The 16296-nt window shown below is 59.7% G+C and carries 8 protein-coding genes; 2 read left to right on the forward strand and 6 right to left on the reverse strand.

Annotation, left to right across the window (positions count from 1 at the left end; genetic code table 11):
- Window positions 1-2: 2 nt before the first annotated feature.
- Complete coding sequence (locus ACGYK7_RS04320; RefSeq protein ID WP_394399747.1) at window positions 3-716, reverse strand: potassium channel family protein; 714 nt, start codon at window positions 714-716, stop codon at window positions 3-5.
- A gap of 150 nt (window positions 717-866) precedes the next feature.
- On the opposite strand from ACGYK7_RS04320, the gene ACGYK7_RS04325 reads away from it, so the two are divergent.
- The gene (locus ACGYK7_RS04325; protein ID WP_394399341.1) at window positions 867-2051 is read left to right on the forward strand and encodes a cytochrome b/b6 domain-containing protein; all 1185 of its coding nucleotides are present in this window, start codon (window positions 867-869) and stop codon (window positions 2049-2051) included.
- A 74-nt stretch (window positions 2052-2125) separates the two neighbouring features.
- Here the strand turns inward: ACGYK7_RS04325 and ACGYK7_RS04330 are convergent, their stop codons facing one another.
- The 4 genes from ACGYK7_RS04330 to ACGYK7_RS04345 form a co-directional block, all read right to left on the reverse strand.
- Window positions 2126-2704, reverse strand: a complete 579-nt coding sequence (locus ACGYK7_RS04330) for a YceI family protein (protein ID WP_394399344.1) — start codon at window positions 2702-2704, stop codon at window positions 2126-2128.
- 564 nt (window positions 2705-3268) lie between these two features.
- On the reverse strand, window positions 3269-4258 hold the full coding sequence (locus ACGYK7_RS04335; protein ID WP_394399346.1) for an ATP-binding protein: 990 nt from the start codon (window positions 4256-4258) through the stop codon (window positions 3269-3271).
- Window positions 4255-6498 (reverse strand): Mu transposase C-terminal domain-containing protein, encoded by a 2244-nt coding sequence (locus tag ACGYK7_RS04340; protein WP_394399348.1) that lies wholly within the window; start codon window positions 6496-6498, stop codon window positions 4255-4257. The genes ACGYK7_RS04335 and ACGYK7_RS04340 overlap by 4 nt, the downstream gene beginning before the upstream one ends.
- Window positions 6495-7235: a hypothetical protein gene (locus tag ACGYK7_RS04345; RefSeq protein ID WP_394399350.1), complete on the reverse strand. Its 741-nt coding sequence runs from the start codon at window positions 7233-7235 to the stop codon at window positions 6495-6497. Before ACGYK7_RS04345 ends, ACGYK7_RS04340 begins: the two co-directional genes overlap by 4 nt.
- A gap of 1131 nt (window positions 7236-8366) precedes the next feature.
- Here ACGYK7_RS04345 and ACGYK7_RS04350 point away from each other — a divergent pair.
- Entirely contained in the window at window positions 8367-10199 is a 1833-nt protein-coding gene (locus tag ACGYK7_RS04350) for an ATP-binding protein (RefSeq protein WP_394399749.1), read from the forward strand.
- 115 nt (window positions 10200-10314) lie between these two features.
- Here ACGYK7_RS04350 and ACGYK7_RS04355 read toward each other — a convergent pair whose 3' ends face one another.
- On the reverse strand, window positions 10315-16170 hold the full coding sequence (locus ACGYK7_RS04355; RefSeq protein ID WP_394399352.1) for a DUF3320 domain-containing protein: 5856 nt from the start codon (window positions 16168-16170) through the stop codon (window positions 10315-10317).
- Window positions 16171-16296 lie beyond the last annotated feature (126 nt).

Below are 16296 nucleotides of genomic sequence, written 5' to 3' on the forward strand. Positions count from 1 at the left end.
TGTCAGAGGCTGGCCGAAAAGCTGTGCAGGTCTTTGCGCTGGCCCAACAGCAAGAGCAGATCATCGCGCTGCAACTGGCATTCATCTCCATCCTGCCCGATGAATTCGCTCCCTCGCATCACGCCGATGCAGCGCAGATTATAGGTTTTCCCATGCGGCAGTTCGGTCAGACGCCTGCCCTCAAGGCTTTCGGGAATACGAAAGTTCACCACATGGTATCCGTTGCCGAGGCTGACATAGTCCCGCAAGAGCGGGTTGTGCAGGATCTGGGCGATATGCTGGCCAATCTCGACCTCGGGATGCACGATCCTGTCCACGCCGAGCTTTTTCAGTATTCGGTGATGGGTGCGGGTCGTGGCCTTGGCCCAGACGACCCGAACGCCCACGAGCTTAAGGTTCATCGCCGATAGAATGCTGGCCTCTAGGTCCGACCCCATGGCCACCACGGCGGTATCACAGTCCCCAAACCCGGCATCACGGAGCGCGGCATCATCGCGGGCGTCCACGATCATGGCCTGCGAAAGGGTATCGGCGAGGTTGGCAACGCGCGCCTCCGAGATGTCGATGCCGATGACATGGTTGCCGAAACGTTGCAATTCCTTCGCAACGGAGCTTCCGAAGTTGCCCAAACCAACGACACCAAAGGTGCGTCTTTTGATTTTCGTCACGTTACTGTCCATCCAATCTGACTGTCGCGGACCATTGCGGCAACGCAGAATGATGTCAATGAAAGGGGCATCCTGAGGTTTCGCAGGCCATTTGCCGCGCGTTTCCCTCTTTCGCGCACATTGGCTGTGTGAAACCGCATGATGAAGGCGGCATGTGGTTGATGTATCGAACCTCCAGCACAACCACGCGAGGGTTCAATGATACGAAATACTGCCGCCAGCTACGGGCGCGTCGCCCGTTTTTTTCACTGGAGCATTGCGCTTTTGGTCTTGCTCGACTTAGGGCTCGGGGTAGCGGGAAAATATACGCCGCGTTCCGGTGACACCGTCGGGTTCCTTCAGCTGTTGTATTCGACCCACAAGACCATCGGGGTTACCGTCTTGGCGCTCGCCGTGCTGCGTGTGATCTGGGCCGTGACGCAACCGCGCCCCCTGCCCCTTCACCCCGAACGCCGCCTTGAAACCTTTGCCGCCGAGACAGCCCATTGGGTATTATACGCGGCTATCTTCCTATTGCCCCTGTCCGGCTGGGTGATCCATTCGGCAGAGGTCGGCTTTGCGCCGATCTGGTGGCCCTTTGCCCAAGACCTGCCGTTCATTCCAAAATCAGAGCGTTTGGCGGAACTGGCGGCCAATGTTCACTGGATCGCGGGGATCGTATTGGCGGCCACCGTCGCGGCGCATATTGGCGGGGCCCTCAAGCATGCTTTGATCGACCGGGACAGTACTTTGGCCCGCATGTGGAACGGCCGGGCCGCCGGGGATGCGAAGGCCGCCCACGCGGGCAAGGCCGCCTCGACCCTTGCCGCGATGGGGGTTTGGGCGATTGCAATCGGCGGGGCACTTACCGTCTTTGCTCCCGCGCATGAGGGCGAGATAGCCGCAAGGCAGCCCGCGCAAAGCACAGCAGGTTGGGTGGTGCAGGAGGGTCGCCTGGCTATCTCGGTCACCCAAATGGGGGCCGAGGTAACGGGTGGTTTCGCAAATTGGGATGCCCGTATCGAATATGACCCCGACAGCGGCGCGGGAACTGTGAGGGCGGTCATCGACACCACTTCCCTCAAGCTGGGATCGGTGACAGAGCAAGCGAAAGGCCCAGAGTTCTTTGATGTCGCAACCCATGACAAGGCGGTGTTCGAAGGCGACATTCGGCGGGTCGGGGGATCGAACCACAGTGCCGCAGGGGCGCTGACCTTGGTCGGGCAGACCGTGCCCGTCACCCTTGATTTCGACCTCGATCTGGCAGACGACAGGGCCACCGTGTCTGGCAGCACAGCTCTGGACCGCCGCGATTTCGGCATGGGGGCGGGCTATCCGGATGAAAGCACCGTCGGGTTCAGCGTGACAGCCCTCATCGAACTTGTCGCAACCAAAGCGGAATAGGCCAGAGGCTGCCTGAACGAAGAAGGGCCGCCCCAACGCTTGGGCGGCCCTTGAATTGCTGCGGCGAATGCCGGTTACTCGGCGGGAACCATGGCTTCGATCGAGATGTCGATGGCAACTTCATCGCCAACAAACGGGGCAAACTGGCCCATATCGAAGTCAGACCGCAACAGCGTGGTCGTGGCATCAAAGCCCGCCCAGGGCCGGTTCTCCATCGGGTGGTCGGCCATTTGGTTCAGCTTGGCGTCCAGCACCACAGATTTCGTGATCCCGTTCAGCGTCAGATCGCCGGTGATCAAACCGGTATCCTCACCCGTCACTTCGATCTTTGTCGACTTGAAGGTCACCACTGGGTTCGCTTCGGCGCCGAAGAAATCCTCTGTCAGAAAATGCGCTTCGCGGGCGGGCCAGCCGGTAATGAGGCTTTCTGCGGGGAAGGAAACGGCAACACTTGAGGCCGCGGGGTCTTCTGCGTCCAGTTCAATGCTGCCCTCGAACCCGGAGAACATGCCTGTGGTGGTGGAAAAGCCCAGGTGATTGTAGCTAAAGACGATCTGGCTATGCGACGGGTCGAGCATATAGGTCACGGTTTCAGCCTGTGCCGCCGCCGCGAGCGTTGCGGCCACAGCCGTCGAGAGAAGGACGTTCTTCATATCGGTTTCATTCCCTGATTTAGGTGCATTCATTACGCTCCTTGGGATAAGCACCCTGCGGAATTGCAGCAACTCTCAACCGTCAACATCTCCTGTGCGTAATCGAACAGGCATGCGAGGGGGGGAGCGCTCGACTTCTGGCCAGAAAAAGCGAAAGACACATCGCGACAGCACAGGCCGCGCGGGCGATGACTGGTTTGTGGGGACAGCATCGGGTTTGAGACCAAAAAGACCACCGGGCGAGAACCCGATGGTTTTTTTGGTTTCATAGCGGTCAAAACTTCAGGCGTAATGGGCTAGAATTGCTTTCAGTCACACAATAGTCAGAGAAAGCAGATGAATGCGCAAAATCAATCACTTCCGATTCGGCGCCAGGAATCCATAAACATTTTCAACAACTTGCCGGACACGATTTCCAGAGTGAAAGCATATGCCTGCGCAGAAACCAAAAAACTGCGCAGCATCAGCGACTTAGCTCGCGTTGACATCCGGGCGCCAGCATCCAGGCATGAAAAAACCCGCGCCGAAGCGCGGGTTTCTCAAAGACTGAATTGTCTTGGACGATCAGGTGCCGATGGCGGCCCGGAACGGCTTGTCCCTCCGGAACATCCTCTCGTAGCTTTCATGGGTGAATGGTGTCGCCAGCTGGTTCATTCCGGTTTTCTCGCACCAGGCCGCCACGAAATCCGACCGCTCAACCACCCCTTCCCTCCTGGCAACGGCAAGCGCTACAGCATCGACGACCATGTCGATGACCAATCCCCACCGGAATGCGCCGGCAGTCGCAAGGCGGTGCAGGAAATCTCCCGTCGGTAGACTCGCATCGACATCGAGCCCCGCGCTGATGGCGTAGCTCCCGACGATTTCATTGAGGGTTTCGTAGTCCTGCGCTGGATGCCCGGGCGCACTGCTCAGATCGATTTCCTGGAACTCGATCCTAGTCATCAGTCGATCGAGCTGTGGCTCGCGCTGCACGTAGTCTCCCAGTTCCGGAACACCCGAAAGGATCAACATGAGCGGCCAGTCGTGTGACTTCATGAGCGTCTTGAACGCATCCAGGACGCTCAGAACCTCGGCATCCGACTTTCCGCGCATGATATGCTGCGCCTCGTCGTAGTAGATCCCGATGACGCCCTGGAGCTTGGCCTGCTTGATGACCAGATCCCAGATCTCAAACTGGGTCCGGCGCGTCTTGTTCGTAATCGGATAGCCCAAGGCGTGAAGCGTCTTGCGGCCAAGGTCCTTCCAGGACCCTTTCGCCTCAAGCACGCAGCTTGCAAACCGCGCGTCCTTGCCGTCTGGCAAGAGAACGGCGGTCCCGTTGAAGCGGTTCAGCATGTCCGAGATCTCGGCGGTCTTGCCAGAACCAGACAGCCCCGTCACAAGGAGGCTACGTGCCTCGAAGCCCTTCCCGGAGCGCAGACGCCCCAAGTGACGACTGAAGAGCTGCGCGAAGGTCTGCTGAAGTTCCTCGCCCCTGGCGAGCGGGAAGTGCCGCTGCGCCAGGTCCGCATTCAGGTTTGCCAACGAGGGAATGATGAAGGGGTTGGTCACAGTTTGCTATCCTTGATGGGGCCGAAGGTCATGGCCTTGATGTCGTCAGGGTCTGGCGCCGAAGTTGCCCCGGTCTCTGAGGGCCCATCCGCCTGTCCAGCGAACCGCGGCGACGATGTACTCGCCCTAGGAGGCGTCGAAGCGGATGGCGGTTTAGACGGAGCCGTACCGGCCGGGCGTGCCGGCACCACACCCGATGCGCGCCCCCTGCTCATGAGCTGCCCGGGAGCAGCAGTGGCGCCGATGTAGGCGGCGGGGCGCGCTTCCACTTGGTGAAGCTTGTCAGCGCGACGCCTGAGCTGCTCGATTTTCCGGTAGCTCAGGGGATCACGAGAATCTGGGAAGAAGCCGGATTCGGTTGCGCGGCGCTGCATGGCTTCGCTCAGGTTCTCCTCATGAAGAACACGCAGGCTGGGATTGGATGCCATTGCGTTCTCCATGATCTCGATGGCCTCTTCGAGCGATTGATCCTTGAAAATCGTCATGCTCAAACGGGTCTCCGCGACCTCCTCGACACCCTCTGCGGTGACATAGACCTTGCGAAGATCGTCTGGATCGAGATGCACGGTGACCTCTTTCGCGGTGCCGGCCGCCAAGTCTTGAAGTGCCTTCGAGTTGAATGGGATGTTGAATGCCCTCACGCCTTCGGATGTCGTGGTTGCCCGGACTTTTTCACCTAGGTGCAAACAACGGCTTCGCTGGGAGGGCGCCTCAATAGGCCCATAGCGCCGCAGGGCTTCTTCCCGTTTCTGACGAGGGGTCGCGCCAAACATCCCAGTGCCACGGTGCGGACGGAAGGGGTATTCATCGACGAAGTACCGCGTGATCGTTCCGTAGAGCTGATCGTGGCTGAGTTCGGCAGATCCCTTGGGATCATAGCCGGTCAGCTCTCCCGGACGGCTGCCCGTATATCCAGGCTGGAAGTTCAGAACATCCCATTGCGTCGTACCGAAAAGCCGCTCGACCATTTGCTTATCCATTGGCTGATAGGCACGCGCTGTCATGACGGTCATCCCCATGCCAAGCTGGCTGGCGTAGACTTCGGCATTTCGAGTTGCAGTGCCATTGTCCGCCAGGGCGAGGCCCAGCCGCACCGGAGGAGCGGGGTCCTGCTTGCACCCGTACCGCACCTTCTCTTTAGTCTTGTCGCGCGTCGCCATGCGAAGCAGAGCCTTGCTGTGGTCAGCGTCGGCTGTCTCTGAAATGATCCAGCCAAGTACCTCGCGGGTCGCGACATCGAGGATCACATGGAGCCAGCAGCGGCGGATCTCGTTGTCCGCAAGCTCCTGAGGGGCTTCCTTAGGGTTGATCACCTCAGCACGCACGACACCGTCCCCGGAGGTGAAAATCGACAGCAGGCACTGGTCCCATTCGAACTTCTCGCCAAACGCCAAGGCACGCACGTCGGTCGACCCAGCTCCCTTGGTGTTAGTCCCGTGCCGCGTCCCACCTCGACCGAGCACGGCGACGACATCTGAAATCGCTTTCGCGCGCGTACGGACCGTCGTGATCGAGGGGAAATTGATCTCTTGCGCCATCTCTCGCGCAGACCGGTGGAAAACCTTTGTCGCCAGCTTGAAAACGGATGCCAGCTTCGGCTGCCTGAGATCAAGCCAACGGTTCAGGACATAGTCGATGAACCGCTCTTGCCATTCGCAGAGCCTGGGCTCCCGACGCCCTTTCATGCGGTCACGATCCGCCAAGACAATTGGGTTCTGATCGAAGCGATGGTAGACGTCGCGGTAGCTGGCCAAGGTCCGCCCTTGCGGGACATCGAAGCCGCTTGCGAGTTTCCCGCCGCGGCGTGTCCCAAGGAAATTGTGGCCCGGTGCGATCTCTTCCGCGCGGGTCAGTAGCAGACGGCGATCTTTACCATTCTTGTTCATGCTGCGCTGGGTGAGCTTCACACCCTCGGCGCGCAGCTCGTCTTGGGCGACAACAAGGGCGAGACGCGCTTGGACAATTCGCTGGTCTTTGTCCGACAGCTGCTCGACGAACTCGAGGCCGTCGGTATGCTCGAGCAATGCCATCCGCTTTTCGACATCAGCCGACTTGATGATTTCGCAATCCCGGTTCCGAATTGCAGTCTCAACCCGCTCCAGCGAAAGCGTGAAACACTCGCCGGTTTCCTTGCATTCCACCGCATAGCCGCTCTCCTCGCGAACCGACACAGTCAGTTCGCGACCATCCAGCTGGAGGATGGATCCCTTGGGGATGTTATAGAGCGGTTGCGAAGTCATGCGTTCAGCGCGACCCGCGAGGGGTAGTCGATGACCCCATGCATGTCCGTCCAGAGCACATTCTGGCCGATGAGCCGCATCGCCGCCTGGTAGCAGCGCCACGGCTCCATGTCGCAATTCGCGATCAGGTCGCCCAGGTACCAGTAGCTGGAATTGCGTGCGGCATCTTCGACGATCTTGTCAGCTTCGGCATCTGCCAGCTGCAGATAGTCCCAGATACGGCGAAGGTTGTCGCGATAGGCCCGCGTGTAGTCATCGGTGCAGACGACCATGCAGTCGTCAGCGAAGTCCTCGGTGACCGCCGCGAAGATGTCGTCGATCTCGTCCTGGGTTTCGCGCTTCGCCAAGCTCGTCGCGTTGCGCACGAAGACCGCGCGCCGGTACCCATCCCTGAACGTCAGCCGCAAGTCGAACCGATGGGTCCGCACCTTGCGCTTCTGCCGACAGTAGAAGCTGAGCGGAGGAAGCTGCACCTCCAGCCCATAGAGCTCGGGGCTGCGAAGGGCATCCAGGGCGACGGCGTATTCGGACTCGCCATCGAAATGATAAACCTGCCGGATACCGCCCGTCATCGGCGTTGCGAGCGCGGCCGACACACGCTTGACCGTGTCGCTGCGCGTCAACGGATTGCGGTCACCAGCATAGGGCAGAACCCCGTGGATCGGCGCCACCACCAGGGCTGCCTGTTTCTTCTTGGGTGCCGGTTGGTCCTGCAACCACTCTTCGTAATTCGACATGCCGTCTCCGTTCCCGGAAACGAGGCGTTTCCGGGGTAGTCATCTTTTCATCCTGGAGCTCAGACCGCACTTGCCCGGACCGTTCTCGGCCTCTAGCGTGGCAAGTGATACACGGGCGATCTTTGCCCCAACTTCCAGGCGCGCACCCGAGGGTGCGCGTTTTCTTTTGCGCAGGACGTGGACGTCATGGACCGCCGACCTTGCACAAGGGGAAGGTCCGCGAATCCGCTGAAAATCCAAAACAGAAAAATGCGCCCGGCCTTGAAGGCTCTTGCTGAATTTGAGTCAACCCACTGAAAATGCGAAAAAATATCCTCTGAATTTTCTTCATATGACCACTTCAGGAGCCATCGGCGTCACGTTCTCGGGGCCGGCGCGACGATGGCGGACATGTTCTCGCAAGGTGAAGAGCAGGATCGCGCGAGAAGAAAGTTGCCACGGTTCGCCCGAGCGATCAGCCACGGCGCAATTAGCATGGCTACCAGATCTCGCTTTGGTTGCGTTCCGTGCCGGTGTCGACGATGCCGCAACAAGTCGCACACCCAGGTCACCAGCGAGTGGCGAGCCGATGAACGGGGAAAATCCGGAGGTTTGAAGATCGGGCAGTTTGTAGCCATTGTGGGAACAAACTCGCTCGATGGTAAACCCGACGCCCTATGCGTTTCTTGCGAAGTGGCCTGATGGGCGGCTGAAACTGCAAGATGCAGCCGTTCGCCAGGCACGAGGTTAGATGAACTGCAGGACGCTAACGCGCAGATCGCCGTGTACACCGGGCGTTTGCGGAATTTCTCTGCAAATGCGTACGCATACCTACCGTGACACGGAAGTGGACATTCCGCCAGGCTGGCGCCGCCGAGCCATGCGTATCCGACACAGAGGGGGCGCGGCTTACATCGCTTGGACATTGCCCTACTTGAGAATGAAACGGGTGTACAAAGAGATTCCAATGTTTCGTACATGTTCAACCAAAAAGCGATTGGTAAGGGCTTTGCCATGACATATGATCTCGAAAATGCTTTGGTTTTTGAAGGATGAACAGTGGTTTCTGGCGGCTCTCAGGGCACACTTTTTGACGAGCGATTTTTAGGTAAGTATGCGGGATCAATCATATCGGACCCGACTACTGCCTTGGTGGAATTGGTAGCGAACGCTTGGGATGCATACGCAACCGAAGTAAGCATTCAATGGCCAGAGTTTTCATCGAAGACGCCATTCACTATACGTGACAATGGGTCAGGAATGACGAGAAACGAGTTCTCAACACGTTGGCGAACCCTGGACTACGACAGAACAACTCATCAAGGTGATATTGCAGAGCCGCCCCAGAATCTAAAAAACTCGCGACCTCGGCGTGTTTATGGACACAATGGCAGAGGACGCCACGCAGCTTTCCACTTCTCTTCACCCTATCGCGTCATTACGAGAAAAGATGGCATCAGATGCGTATTTGATGTTTCTCAGGGCGTCCGAAATCCGATTGAAGTCGAGTTGATCGAAGAGACAAAGGGCGATTTCCCAAATGGCACCGAAATCGTCGCGCTCGAAACCTTGCGAAGCACATTTTCGCCTGCGGACGTGCGTTCCGTATTGAGCACTCGATTTCTTCTGGATCCAAGCTTCAAAGTCGATGTGGATGGTATTGCCGTTTCGTTCGAAGACGTGCCGACCAACCTTCTCAAGGATGTGTCGGTCGAGGTTGCTGACTACGGCACTGCAAAGCTGCGCGTCTTAGATTCTTCGCGTGCTGACAGAACAAGCAAACAACACGGAATTGCATGGTGGGTGAACCGCCGTCTGGTCGGTGAAGCTGGATGGAACAGCTTTTCAGACAAACTGATCGACGGACGAACGGAAGAGGCAAAACGTTACTCGTTCGTGGTTGAGGCGGATTTTTTGACTCCATCCGAAATAATGCCTGATTGGTCGTCATTCCGCGAAGAGAACATTAAGTGGAAAACAACAAAGTCGATCGTCCATGATTGCATACGCGATGAACTCACGAGCTTGCTGAAAACGAAGCGCACTCAGACACGAACCAATATCGCTTCAAAGCACGCCTCGACAGTTCGAGCTCTTCCAAGGCTAAGCCAAGATCGATGGAACGGTATGTTGACTCAGTTGGTCGAGCGTTGCCCGACACTTGGTGAGCAGCAGCTGGAACAGGTGATGGGCGTTTTGGCTAATCTTGAGATGGCCGAGTCCCAATATAGCCTTCTAGAAAAGCTGCACAATCTAACGCCTAGCGACCTAGACTCATGGAATGGCTTGCTAGAAGAGTGGACATTGAAATCCGCAAAGGAAGCCCTGGATGAGGTTTCAAGCCGCCTGAAGCTGATTGAGGAAATACGGGCGAAGACCGCTTCTACTGACACGCAAGAAGTTCAGGAGCTACAGCCCCTTTTTGGAGAAGCGCTTTGGATATTCGGGCCTCAGTTCGAAAGCATAGAGTTCACATCGAACAAAGGCATGACTCGAGTCATCAAGGAGCTTTTTAAAGTCACAGAAAAAGGATCTAGAAAGAGACCTGACTTTGCAGTCCTCCCTGATAGTACGGTTGGCTTCTATGATCGACCTGCCTTTGATGAAGACCATAACCAAAATGGAGTAGACACGCTAGTAATCGTGGAACTCAAAAAGCCCGGCGTTCCACTGGGGCAAGAAGAAAAGATGCAAGTTTGGGGGTATATCAAGGAGCTTCGCCAGAAAGGGCTAATATCGACAGAAACACGTGTCACCGGCTTTCTGCTAGGCGACAGCATTGCGCCCCAAGAAGGCGAGCCTTCCAAGCATGGAGACAGAACCACTATTCGTCCAATGCTATACAACACGTTTATCGGACAAGCTGAGAAGCGAATGATGAATTTGCACAAACGGCTAAGCGACGCCCCCTTTATGACCAAGTCAAATGCGGCTCAAGAACCAGTGCAACAAGTGCTGGCAAGGCAAAATGGGCAGGCGCTATGAAATCCATCGCGCGCCCAACCTCCTAGCCCCGACGTGGCCGATGCACTCTTCTATCAGTCTTGGAAATCTTCGACGTAGATGGGCGTTGATGATGTGGCCACCCGATCGCCCTTCCTCACTCACTGGCAATAGATCGCCATCCAATGCACTCCGAAAGGTATGAACGCGCATCCGCTGACAATCTGGCAATCCCCGCGTACCGCGCCAGATCGAGAACTGGATCCTCGCTCCTGCTCAGCTCGGAAACATGGCGATCATAAAGCTCCGCGATCTCCGTGCGGGAAATATCCCGGATAGAGCGATCCTGTCCCGACCGGAAACCGACCCTGTCGGCTTTCGTTCCTACCGCCCAAACGAAATCGACACCATTCTCGGGATGCAGCTCAACCTGGCCAAGCGCCCTGGAGATCTGCTCGGAGATCCGCCTCCCCGTCCGTTGCCAGCCATGCATTCCGGAGACCCGCTTGCCCAGCAAGGCTATCGGCATGGGCCCTTCGCGCTCGACCACGCCCGCGATCAGGCGCTCAAGGACGGGAATGTATTCCGCATCGTAGAATCTTTCGGGATCGGGGCTGGCTTCACTCGAACCAGTTTCTCCCACCTCCGGCCTGGCAGCTGACGGCGCTGCACGGGCAAACTGTGCCTCCTGCCGGACAGGCTCTGACGGTGCGATGTCTCCTTCAACGCCAACCTCCGCGACCGGCAGCTCGACCTCAGCGGCTTCAGCTTCCTCGGCCTCATGTGAGACCTCGATCTCATTGGCATCTTCGGCGAGCATGGCGTCGCGTAATGCGTCTTCTTCGACCCGCTTGGCGCGATCGGCCTCGAGGTGCTCCGTCAGCGCGGTGTGGATGCGTTCGACCACAGCGGCAGGATTGCGGAACCAGTCGGTCGACCAGATCCGGAAGATCGTCCAACCAAGGTTTTCCAGCACCGCCTGTCGCACCTTGTCCCGGTCCCGCGCCGTGGCAGAACCGTGATAGGTCGCCCCGTCACACTCGATCCCGGCAAGATAGACGCCCGCATGATCCGGATGCACGACGCCTAGGTCGATGCGGAAGCCCGAGACGCCGATCTGCGGACGCAGCTCCCATCCCTTGGCCTCGATGGCCGCCTTGATCGCGGCCTCGAAGACATTCTCGACCGGCCCAAGCGAGCCGTCGTCTTGCGCCGGGAGCGCGACAGGACCACGTGCCGCAAAATCGAGGAAGCCCTTCAGGTGCTTCACCCCGATGGCCTTGGTGCGCGTCAGGTCGATCTGATCGGCCCGGATCGAAGCAAATACGTGCAGCTCCGCCCGAGCGCGCGTCACCGCCACGTTCAGGCGCTTCTCGCCGCCGTCTCCGTTCAGAGCGCCGAAGGCCATCGAAAGCTTGCCTGCATGGTCAGGACCGAAGGTGATCGAGAACAGCATCACGTCCCGCTCGTCCCCCTGGATGTTTTCCAGGTTCTTGACGATGACCGGCTCTTCCCGTGCATCCTCGAAGAACCATTCCAGATCCGGGTTCTTCCGCCGCTCCTCGTCCAGAAGGTCGAGAATCAGACCCTGCTGCTCGGCGTTGAAGGTGATGACACCAAGTGTCAGCCGCTCCTCCTCCGGCCAAGTCAGCCATTCGTTCAGGCGGCGCACCGTCATGCGTACGATGGCGCGGGCTTCGGCCTCGTTGGTCCTGCCCTGACCCCGCGCATAGACGCCATCGACCTGGTGCAGGTTCACCGCTTCCGACGCCGTCGCCGGAGACGGGAAAGTCACCAGGCGGCCGCCGTAGTAATGCCAGTTGGAGAAGGCGATGAGCGCCTCGTCCCGGCTGCGATAGTGCCAATCGAGCTGCTGCGTCGGGATGCCTGCCGCGGCGACCTCGTCCAGGATGGACGCCAGATCCCGCTCTGCCTCGGGCAGCTCGTCCTCACCGGCGTCACTGCGCCCGAAGAAGTTCGTCGGGGGAAGCTGCTTTGGGTCGCCGACGATGATCGCCTGCTTGCCCCGCGCGATCGCACCGATCGCGTCCCAAGTGGTGATCTGCGACGCCTCGTCGAAGATCACCACGTCGAAGGCCGCTTGCCCCGCAGGGAGGTACTGCGCCACCGAAAGCGGGGACATCAGCACGCAGGGGGCCAGCTTGGTGAAGGCGTCGGGCATTTCCGAGATCAGCGTGCGGATCGGCATACTGGGCCGCTGCAGCCCAAGCTGATGCCGCAGCGTGCCAAGTTCAGACCGGCGCGCAACAGCATCCTGGGCTGGCAAGCCATGCTGAATGCGAGACAGGACCTGCCCGGCCGCCATGTCCGTTGCGCGGTCGTCCAATTCCCGGAAGCGCTTGATTGCGTCCTCGTGCGACCAATGGGAGAACCCTCGCAATTCAGGCTGCGCATCCATGGCCTGCGGCAACCACCAGGCCGCATAGGCCGAGGCGAAGGCATCCTCGACATCGCCCTCGATTTGGCCTTCTTCGACTGCATGGACGAGGGGCTCAAGCCCTGCGCCACTGGCTTGTGTGCGGACTTCGACCCACCGGGTCCAATCCTGCAGGTGCTCCTTGTTGTCCTGGATGGCCTGCAGAGATGCGAGCAGCTCCGACAGGGCCATTCCCTCAGGCGGCGAGGTATGCGCCGTCTGCGCGAAGTCCCCGGCATGCTCCTGCCAGCTTTCATTCTTGCGTTGGAAGAGCGTGAGCGCGTTCCGCAGGTCACCGCCGCTTCGCTGGGCAAGGCTCTGACAGGCCAGATCCCATCGGGCCGGATCGGCGACCGTGGGCGTGATCTCGGCGAATATCGTCTTCATCGCCCGCGCCTGGTCGATCCAGCCAGCGAGGCGCGCCGGATCCGTTTCCACGCCCTTGACCATCGGACACCCGGTGAGCGGAGTTGCCTCAACCTCGGCTCGGGCGCGCTTGGCGTCCGCAAGCGCGGCGATATCGGATTGGGGATCGGCCTTTCCGCCCTCCGCATAGGTCTGCAAGAGCTTGCGCACCGAGGATTTGGCAAAAACCGAAAACGGCCACATCTTCGTCTGTGCCAGTCGCCAGTTGGCATCGAGCTGATCCAGCGGAATGCTTTCAAGCCGCGCCATCGGATAGCTGGCAGAGGTTCGACCGGCTGCGGCGGTGTAGGCAGCGAGCTTGTCCGTCAGCATCTCTGCCTGCGCCTTCATCTCGACGACATCTCTCGTAAGCGACCAGCTTACATCCTCGCCCGTCTCGGGGATCGACGACAGGAGCAGCAGCGGCGCGACCTCGGAAGCCTCGCCCGCGCCCGCCCAGGTCAGCCCGGCATGGAGCGCGAGCGCCTCGGCGGCCTCAGTCAGTTCACGGGTGGCCGTGCCCAGCTTCGCGCCTCGTTCTAGAAGTTCCGCCTGCCAACCAAAGGACCACTCCTCCGCCTGTACCAGCGGCAGCGGCTTGCGGCCTGCGATGATCTCCTGGCACCGGCCAAGGGCTTCGGCCAACTTCCGTAGATGCGTATAGCTTTCCGCATCATGTGCATCCTTGTTCGGGAAGCTCAGGCTGAACGGCTGTTCCTGACCGGCAGCCTTGCCGATCGCCTGGAAGACACTGAAGCCTTGCGTCCCCTTCTTGTGCAGCGCCGTGACATAGGTGTTCAGCTGTTCGCGTGTGACCGTCAGGTCATCGGTCACCTTGATCCAGTCGGCGTGCGACGCGCTGGCCGCCCGCGCCCAGCTGCGGCCCAACTGAGACAGCACCGATTTCCGATCCGCCTTGTTTGAATGCAGCTCCAGCACCGCATCGCCAAGCCCATGCGACGCAAGCCGCCGCTGCACCACGTCCAGCGCCGCCGATTTCTCGGCCACGAAGAGAACCGTCTTCTGCATGGCGAGGCATTGCGAGATGATATTGGCGATGGTTTGGCTCTTGCCGGTGCCCGGCGGCCCGATCAGGACGAAGTCATGCCCCTCCTGCGCGGCCAGAACGGCGGCAAGTTGGGAAGAGTCTGCGGGCAGCGGCGTGAACAGATCGCGCGGCGCGAGCCTGCGGTCCACATCGACCGCGACCGGCAGTCCCGGCGTCCCTTCGGCCAGGAAGGGCTCGGTCGGGTTGTCCACCAGATGCTTCACCAGCGCGCTCTCGCGCAGGCTGTCGGTCCGCTCTACCAAATCCTTCCACATCAGGAACTTTGCAAAGGAGAAGGTCGAAAGCGCAAGCTCCTCTACCACCTCGAATCCAGCAACATCGCGCACCTTGCGGCGCATGATCTCGAAGATGCGCGGCAAGTCGAAACCGCTCTCATCCCGCGGCAGATCACCCTCCAGCTCGGGCACCTTCAGGTCGAAGTCCCGCTTGAGAAACTCCAGCAGCGTGGTGTTGAAGCGCACGTCGTCCTCGTGATGCTCGATCACGAACTCCGACTGCGCAGACTTGCGAGAGATCTTCACCGGCACCAGCAGCAGCGGCGCGCGGTAGCTGCGCGTGTCTCCTTCGGACTTCTTCCAGCGCAGGAAGCCGGCGGCCAGGAACAGGGTGTTCGTGCCGCCTTCCTGCATGTCGCTTTTGGCGCGCCGGTGGAGCTCCAGCAACCGGCGCTCGCTTTCCTTGCGGGTCAGCGGGACCGCAATCTGGCCCTTCGCGAATGCATCCTGCGCGACCTCTTCAAGAAGCTTGGGCTCTTCCTTCGCCAGAAGGTCGCGCGCGCCGACAGGGTCCTCGTCCTTGAGCGCCAGCGCGCGGAACTTTTTGCCGTCGGCCAGCTGATCTTCTAGTGCCGAGACATCAGGGCACAGGAAGGGGAGCGTCTGCTTGCTGTCCTTGAAGTTCAGCAGCCGGTTGCGCAGCGACAGGTCCAGAAGCTTGCGTTGCCAGCGAGAGATCCGGTCCGCTGGCGTCGAGGCCTCATCCTCGATAAGTTCGCCGGGCAGCAGGCCCAGATCCAGCGGGCGCGGCAGGGCTGCCGGACTTGCAGCGACATCTTCCGCCTCGGCCTCCAACTCGGAGCGATGGCTGGCGAGCGGGCGAATCCGGGCCGCCCGGGCACGCCGGATGTCGACTGCCATGACAAAGCTGTGCTCATTGCGCTCGGAGGTCAGTTCGCGCGCCGTATCAACCGCCTGCTCGAACCCGACGCTGGGTTTCTTCGTCAGCAAGGTGGTCTCCATGACCACGAACTCGCGCGCATCGATGGCCTTCCGGACCGTCATCACGTCGGGCTCGCTGATGGTTCCGAAATCCCGCTCCGTCAGCCAGACCCCGGTCCAGGCATGCCCTTCGGAGAAGAGCACGACGGGGTTGAGACCAGCGGCTTCGAAGCAGCCGGCCAGCAGCAGGGCACTATCCAGACAGGTAGCCAGTCCTTCAGACTTGATGCGACCGGGGTCACGCACCTTCTGGCCGCGCAACTCGAAACTTGCCGGAGGCACCGCGTAGGTCAGCCCCATGCCGGTCGCGGCCGACCAGATCGCCCCGGCCAGCATCCATGCACGGGACGGGTCTCGGGACTGGTAGCCATCCATGGCACCGCTCTGTCCGGCCCCCTCCAGTAGTCGGCTGGCCTCCTTGAGGACACCAGCGACAACTGAGTCATTGGGAGAGACGAAGGCCGCAAGCAGATGCGCCATGTCGCCGACACCACCCCATTCGTCTCGGGCCAGCATCTCGATCGGGCGCTGCTCGTGCAGCAGCTCCGTCTCGCCGTGCTTCACAACGAACTGCAGCTCTCCCCACTCTGCCTCGTTCAGACCGCCCAGGATCACCGTGTCCAGGGGCGTTTCCAGGTCGCGCAGCTCTTGTCGTTGCCCCGGCGCCAGCCGATCCACCGTCCAGTTTTTCGGGCGGATCAGACCGGGACTGCAAGTCAGTTCGAGAGTGATATTCTCCAGCGGCTCATCTGAAAGGTTCTCCAACACGACACTTTTCAGAACCGAGACGCCGTTCTGGGACGATGCAAAGTTTACTTTTTGAGCGACGGACAGCTCCAGAACGAGCTGGTCACGCGACTCTTCCCCAAACGTATCAAACGACATTCTTACGCTACCTGGCCCTTTAATCCCCAAGTCAGTCACTCATACGAGCATGTGTCTGTCAATTGCACGGTCGTTTCGCCGAAGAATTGAGAAACGTGCCTATGCTCCCGCGATCTGACGAAGTCG

This window comes from Sulfitobacter sp. 1A15299, from assembly GCF_043556915.1.
GTDB lineage: Bacteria > Pseudomonadota > Alphaproteobacteria > Rhodobacterales > Rhodobacteraceae > Sulfitobacter.

Bases quoted from the DNA above. Each gene is read 5' to 3' on its own strand.
- ACGYK7_RS04325 (WP_394399341.1), top strand. From the start codon at position 867: ATGATACGAAATACTGCCGCCAGCTACGGGCGCGTCGCCCGTTTTTTT.
- ACGYK7_RS04330 (WP_394399344.1), bottom strand. From the start codon at position 2,704: ATGAAGAACGTCCTTCTCTCGACGGCTGTGGCCGCAACGCTCGCGGCG.
- ACGYK7_RS04340 (WP_394399348.1), bottom strand. From the start codon at position 6,498: ATGACTTCGCAACCGCTCTATAACATCCCCAAGGGATCCATCCTCCAG.
- ACGYK7_RS04345 (WP_394399350.1), bottom strand. From the start codon at position 7,235: ATGTCGAATTACGAAGAGTGGTTGCAGGACCAACCGGCACCCAAGAAG.
- ACGYK7_RS04355 (WP_394399352.1), bottom strand. From the start codon at position 16,170: ATGTCGTTTGATACGTTTGGGGAAGAGTCGCGTGACCAGCTCGTTCTG.